Raw genomic sequence first — 5,539 nt, 5'->3', positions numbered from 1 at the left:
ACGGGTGGTGTCTGGTCTTTGAGAACTCAATAGTGTGCACTTTAATTGTCAAATGCCAATTATTTAATCCCGTCGCCGGAATCCTTTGTGGTTCTGGTTGATGGCGATTCCTTTTGGATAACTAAGAAATTTCGTCAGTATTGATGAGTTTCTGTTGTCAGGTTGAACTCGCATGCTGGATGGCTTATTCCGCTGTCTGGTGTGCATGTAATTTTTTACGGAGAGTTTGATCCTGGCTCAGGACGAACGCTGGCGGCGTGCTTAACACATGCAAGTCGAACGATGAAGCCTAGCTTGCTAGGTGGAAGAGTGGCGAACGGGTGAGTAACACGTGAGCAACCTGCCCTTCACTCTGGGATAAGCACTGGAAACGGTGTCTAATACTGGATATGCACAATGATCGCATGGTCTGTTGTGGGAAAGATTTATCGGTGGAGGATGGGCTCGCGGCCTATCAGCTTGTTGGTGAGGTAGTGGCTCACCAAGGCGACGACGGGTAGCCGGCCTGAGAGGGTGACCGGCCACACTGGGACTGAGACACGGCCCAGACTCCTACGGGAGGCAGCAGTGGGGAATATTGCACAATGGGCGAAAGCCTGATGCAGCAACGCCGCGTGAGGGATGACGGCCTTCGGGTTGTAAACCTCTTTTAGTAGGGAAGAAGCGAAAGTGACGGTACCTGCAGAAAAAGCACCGGCTAACTACGTGCCAGCAGCCGCGGTAATACGTAGGGTGCAAGCGTTGTCCGGAATTATTGGGCGTAAAGAGCTCGTAGGCGGCTTGTCGCGTCTGCTGTGAAAACCCGAGGCTCAACCTCGGGCCTGCAGTGGGTACGGGCAGGCTAGAGTGCGGTAGGGGAGATTGGAATTCCTGGTGTAGCGGTGGAATGCGCAGATATCAGGAGGAACACCGATGGCGAAGGCAGATCTCTGGGCCGTAACTGACGCTGAGGAGCGAAAGCATGGGGAGCGAACAGGATTAGATACCCTGGTAGTCCATGCCGTAAACGTTGGGAACTAGATGTAGGGCCTGTTCCACGGGTTCTGTGTCGTAGCTAACGCATTAAGTTCCCCGCCTGGGGAGTACGGCCGCAAGGCTAAAACTCAAAGGAATTGACGGGGGCCCGCACAAGCGGCGGAGCATGCGGATTAATTCGATGCAACGCGAAGAACCTTACCAAGGCTTGACATATAGAAGAACGCTGTAGAGATACAGAACTCTTTGGACACTTCTATACAGGTGGTGCATGGTTGTCGTCAGCTCGTGTCGTGAGATGTTCGGTTAAGTCCGGCAACGAGCGCAACCCTCGTCCTATGTTGCCAGCACGTTATGGTGGGAACTCATGGGATACTGCCGTGGTCAACACGGAGGAAGGTGGGGATGACGTCAAATCATCATGCCCCTTATGTCTTGGGCTTCACGCATGCTACAATGGCCGATACAATGGGCTGCGATACCGCGAGGTGGAGCGAATCCCAAAAAGTCGGTCTCAGTTCGGATTGGGGTCTGCAACTCGACCCCATGAAGTCGGAGTCGCTAGTAATCGCAGATCAGCAACGCTGCGGTGAATACGTTCCCGGGCCTTGTACACACCGCCCGTCAAGTCATGAAAGTCGGTAACACCCGAAGCCGGTGGCCTAACCCTTGTGGAGGGAGCCGTCGAAGGTGGGACTGGTGATTAGGACTAAGTCGTAACAAGGTAGCCGTACCGGAAGGTGCGGCTGGATCACCTCCTTTCTAAGGAGCACTCAACAACTTGGTTGTTGCAGATTGCCCAGATCATCACCGAATGTGTGGTGCTGGGTGCTCATGGGTGGAACATTTGACAACGGGGTGCTTGTTTTGCGCAGTTGTGTGAGTACGCCGGTGACGGTTGGAAAGCGTGGGTGTGTGGGGTGAGTGTCTTTTATTGTGCATACTATTGGGTCCTGAAGGACCAGCCGGCTGAGCCTTTTTGGGGTTTGGTTGACTGCCTTCTGACTCTTTGCCGTGGGACGTGTTGCTCATGGTGGGGGGATCGACCGTACGTTGAGAACTACACAGTGGACGCGAGCATCTTGCAATAGTCACATCCTTTGGGGTGTGGGTGTTGCTGATACTAATAATTTCATTGGTCACACATGATCATGATGGTTCCCTTTGGGGGTTGTTGTGGTGGTGTGTGTTTCTGAATACTTATGTGATTTCAAGTTTCTAAGAGCAAACGGTGAATGCCTTGGCATCTGGAGCCGAAGAAGGACGTAGTAATCTGCGATAAGCCTCGGGGAGCCGATAAACGGGCTGTGATTCGAGGATTTCCGAATGGGGAAACCCCGCCAGGCGGCTTGCTGACCTGGTGACTCCCGCCTGAATATATAGGGCGGGTAGAGGGAACGTGGGGAAGTGAAACATCTCAGTACCCACAGGAAGAGAAAACAATAGTGATTCCGGTAGTAGTGGCGAGCGAACCCGGAAGAGGCTAAACCGGTTATGTGTGATACCTGGCAGGGGTTGCATAGTCGGGGTTGTGGGACATACCGTGAGGCGCTGCTGAGCCTTGAGCGTGAGAGTGAAGCTATAGGAGAACCGCTTGGAACGGCGGACCGTAGTGGGTGAGAGTCCCGTATCCGAAATGGTTTTACCGCGTGGTGTGTATCCCAAGTAGCACGGGGCCCGAGAAATCCCGTGTGAATCTGTCAGGACCACCTGATAAGCCTAAATACTCCCAGATGACCGATAGCGGACTAGTACCGTGAGGGAAAGGTGAAAAGTACCCCGGGAGGGGAGTGAAATAGTACCTGAAACCGTTTGCTTACAATCCGTCGGAGCACCCTTGTTGGTGTGACGGCGTGCCTTTTGAAGAATGAGCCTGCGAGTTAGCGATATGTGGCGAGGTTAACCCGTGTGGGGTAGCCGTAGCGAAAGCGAGTCTGAATAGGGCGATTTAGTCGCATGTCCTAGACCCGAAGCGAAGTGATCTATCCATGGCCAGGTTGAAGCGCGTGTAAGAGCGCGTGGAGGACCGAACCCACTTAGGTTGAAAACTGAGGGGATGAGCTGTGGATAGGGGTGAAAGGCCAATCAAACTTCGTGATAGCTGGTTCTCTCCGAAATGCATTTAGGTGCAGCGTTGCGTGTTTCTTGCCGGAGGTAGAGCTACTGGATGGCCGATGGGCCCTACAAGGTTACTGACGTCAGCTAAACTCCGAATGCCGGTAAGTGAGAGCGCAGCAGTGAGACTGTGGGGGATAAGCTTCATAGTCGAGAGGGAAACAACCCAGATCACCATCTAAGGTCCCAAAGCGCGTGCTAAGTGGAAAAGGATGTGGAGTTGCTGTGACAACCAGGAGGTTGGCTTAGAAGCAGCCACCCTTCAAAGAGTGCGTAATAGCTCACTGGTCAAGTGATTCCGCGCCGACAATGTAACGGGGCTCAAGCACGCCACCGAAGTTGTGGCATTCATATATCAGGTAGGCCTTCGTGGTCCAGCCGTATGGATGGGTAGGAGAGCGTCGTGTGGCGAGTGAAGCGGCGGTGTGAACCAGTCGTGGATGCTACACGAGTGAGAATGCAGGCATGAGTAGCGAAAGACGGGTGAGAAACCCGTCCTCCGGAAGACCAAGGGTTCCAGGGTCAAGCTAATCTTCCCTGGGTAAGTCGGGACCTAAGGCGAGGCCGACAGGCGTAGTCGATGGACAACGGGTTGATATTCCCGTACCGGCGGTAAACCGTCAAAGACCTAACCAGTAGTGCTAAGCAATCCAAAGCTGAATGGATCCTTCGGGTGATGTTTGGTGGCGGCTGCGAACCCGGACTGGGGTGGTGAGCGTGAGGTGTGACGCAGGAAGGTAGCCTGTGCCGGGCGATGGTTGTCCCGGTGTAAGTATGTAGCCCGTCGATTATGAACAGTTTTCGGCTTTGGGTGAGATACGATGCGGACCCGTTTGGGGAAGCAGGTGATCCTATGCTGCCAAGAAAAGCATCGACGTGAGGTTTGCTGTTGCCCGTACCCCAAACCGACTCAGGTGGTCAGGTAGAGAATACTCAGGAGATCGAGATAATCATGGTGAAGGAACTCGGCAAAATGCCCCCGTAACTTCGGGAGAAGGGGGGCCATCCACTTATACGGATTTACTCCGGAAAGGGTGTGGTGGCCGCAGAGACCAGTGGGAAGCGACTGTTTACTAAAAACACAGGTCCGTGCTAACACGCAAGTGGATGTATACGGACTGACGCCTGCCCGGTGCTGGAAGGTTAAGAGGAGAGGTTAGACCTTGGTCGAAGCTTTGAATTTAAGCCCCAGTAAACGGCGGTGGTAACTATAACCATCCTAAGGTAGCGAAATTCCTTGTCGGGTAAGTTCCGACCTGCACGAATGGCGTAACGACTTCCCAGCTGTCTCCACCGTGAACTCGGCGAAATTGCAGTACGAGTAAAGATGCTCGTTACGCGCAGAAGGACGGAAAGACCCCGTGACCTTTACTACAGCTTGGTATTGGTGTTCGGTGTGGCTTGTGTAGGATAGGTGGGAGACTGTGAAGCGGGCACGCTAGTGTTCGTGGAGTCGTTGTTGAAATACCACTCTGGTCATATTGGATATCTAACTACGAACCCTGATCGGGTTTTAGGACAGTGCCTGGTGGGTAGTTTAACTGGGGCGGTTGCCTCCTAAAGAGTAACGGAGGCGCCCAAAGGTTCCCTCAACCTGGTTGGCAATCAGGTGGCGAGTGTAAGTGCACAAGGGAGCTTGACTGTGAGACTGACAGGTCGAGCAGGGACGAAAGTCGGGACTAGTGATCCGGCAGTGGCTTGTGGAAGCGCTGTCGCTCAACGGATAAAAGGTACCTCGGGGATAACAGGCTGATCTTGCCCAAGAGTCCATATCGACGGCATGGTTTGGCACCTCGATGTCGGCTCGTCGCATCCTGGGGCTGGAGTTGGTCCCAAGGGTTGGGCTGTTCGCCCATTAAAGCGGTACGCGAGCTGGGTTTAGAACGTCGTGAGACAGTTCGGTCCCTATCCTCTGCGCGCGTTGGAGATTTGAGAGGATCTGACCCTAGTACGAGAGGACCGGGTTGGACGAACCTCTGGTGTGCCAGTTGTTCTGCCAAGGGCATGGCTGGTTGGCTACGTTCGGGATGGATAACCGCTGAAAGCATCTAAGCGGGAAGCCGGCCTCAAGATGAGATCTCCGTGGGGGTTTACCCCTGTGAGGCTCCCAGTAGATGACTGGGTTGATAGGCCAGATGTGGAAGCGCGGTAACGTGTGGAGCTGACTGGTACTAATAAGCCGATAACTTGATTTTTTCCACACCCTTTGTGTGTGGGCATAATGTCTTCAGTAACGATTGTTTCGCGTCCACTTTGTGGTTCCCAACGGGCGGCCACACACCACGCCCCTTTGTGGGTGTGTTGTGGTCATAAGTTGATAGAGTTACGGCGGTTATAGCGTCAGGGAAACGCCCGGTCACATTCCGAACCCGGAAGCTAAGACTGACTGCGCCGATGGTACTGCACTCGGGAGGGTGTGGGAGAGTAGGACACCGCCGGACACCTTTTA

The 5,539-nt window shown here is 53.8% G+C and carries 3 rRNA genes; all 3 read left to right on the top strand.

Annotated elements, in window-relative coordinates:
- The first annotated feature begins 214 nt into the window (after positions 1–214).
- The 3 genes from D3230_RS15730 to rrf all read left to right on the top strand — a co-directional run bounded on the left by D3230_RS15730 (position 215) and on the right by rrf (position 5,531).
- Positions 215–1,737 (top strand): 16S ribosomal RNA (locus D3230_RS15730).
- A gap of 446 nt (positions 1,738–2,183) precedes the next feature.
- Positions 2,184–5,285 (top strand): 23S ribosomal RNA (locus tag D3230_RS15725).
- A gap of 129 nt (positions 5,286–5,414) precedes the next feature.
- Positions 5,415–5,531: ribosomal RNA gene (gene rrf, locus D3230_RS15720) — 5S ribosomal RNA — on the top strand.
- Together the 16S, 23S and 5S rRNA genes form the textbook arrangement of a ribosomal RNA operon.
- The last annotated feature ends 8 nt before the right edge of the window (positions 5,532–5,539 follow it).

It is taken from the genome of Leucobacter chromiireducens subsp. solipictus, assembly GCF_016758195.1.
In the GTDB taxonomy this organism is placed as follows: domain Bacteria; phylum Actinomycetota; class Actinomycetes; order Actinomycetales; family Microbacteriaceae; genus Leucobacter; species Leucobacter solipictus.
Note: the sequence above shows the minus strand (reverse complement) of the source record. Positions and strands in the feature narration are given on the sequence as shown.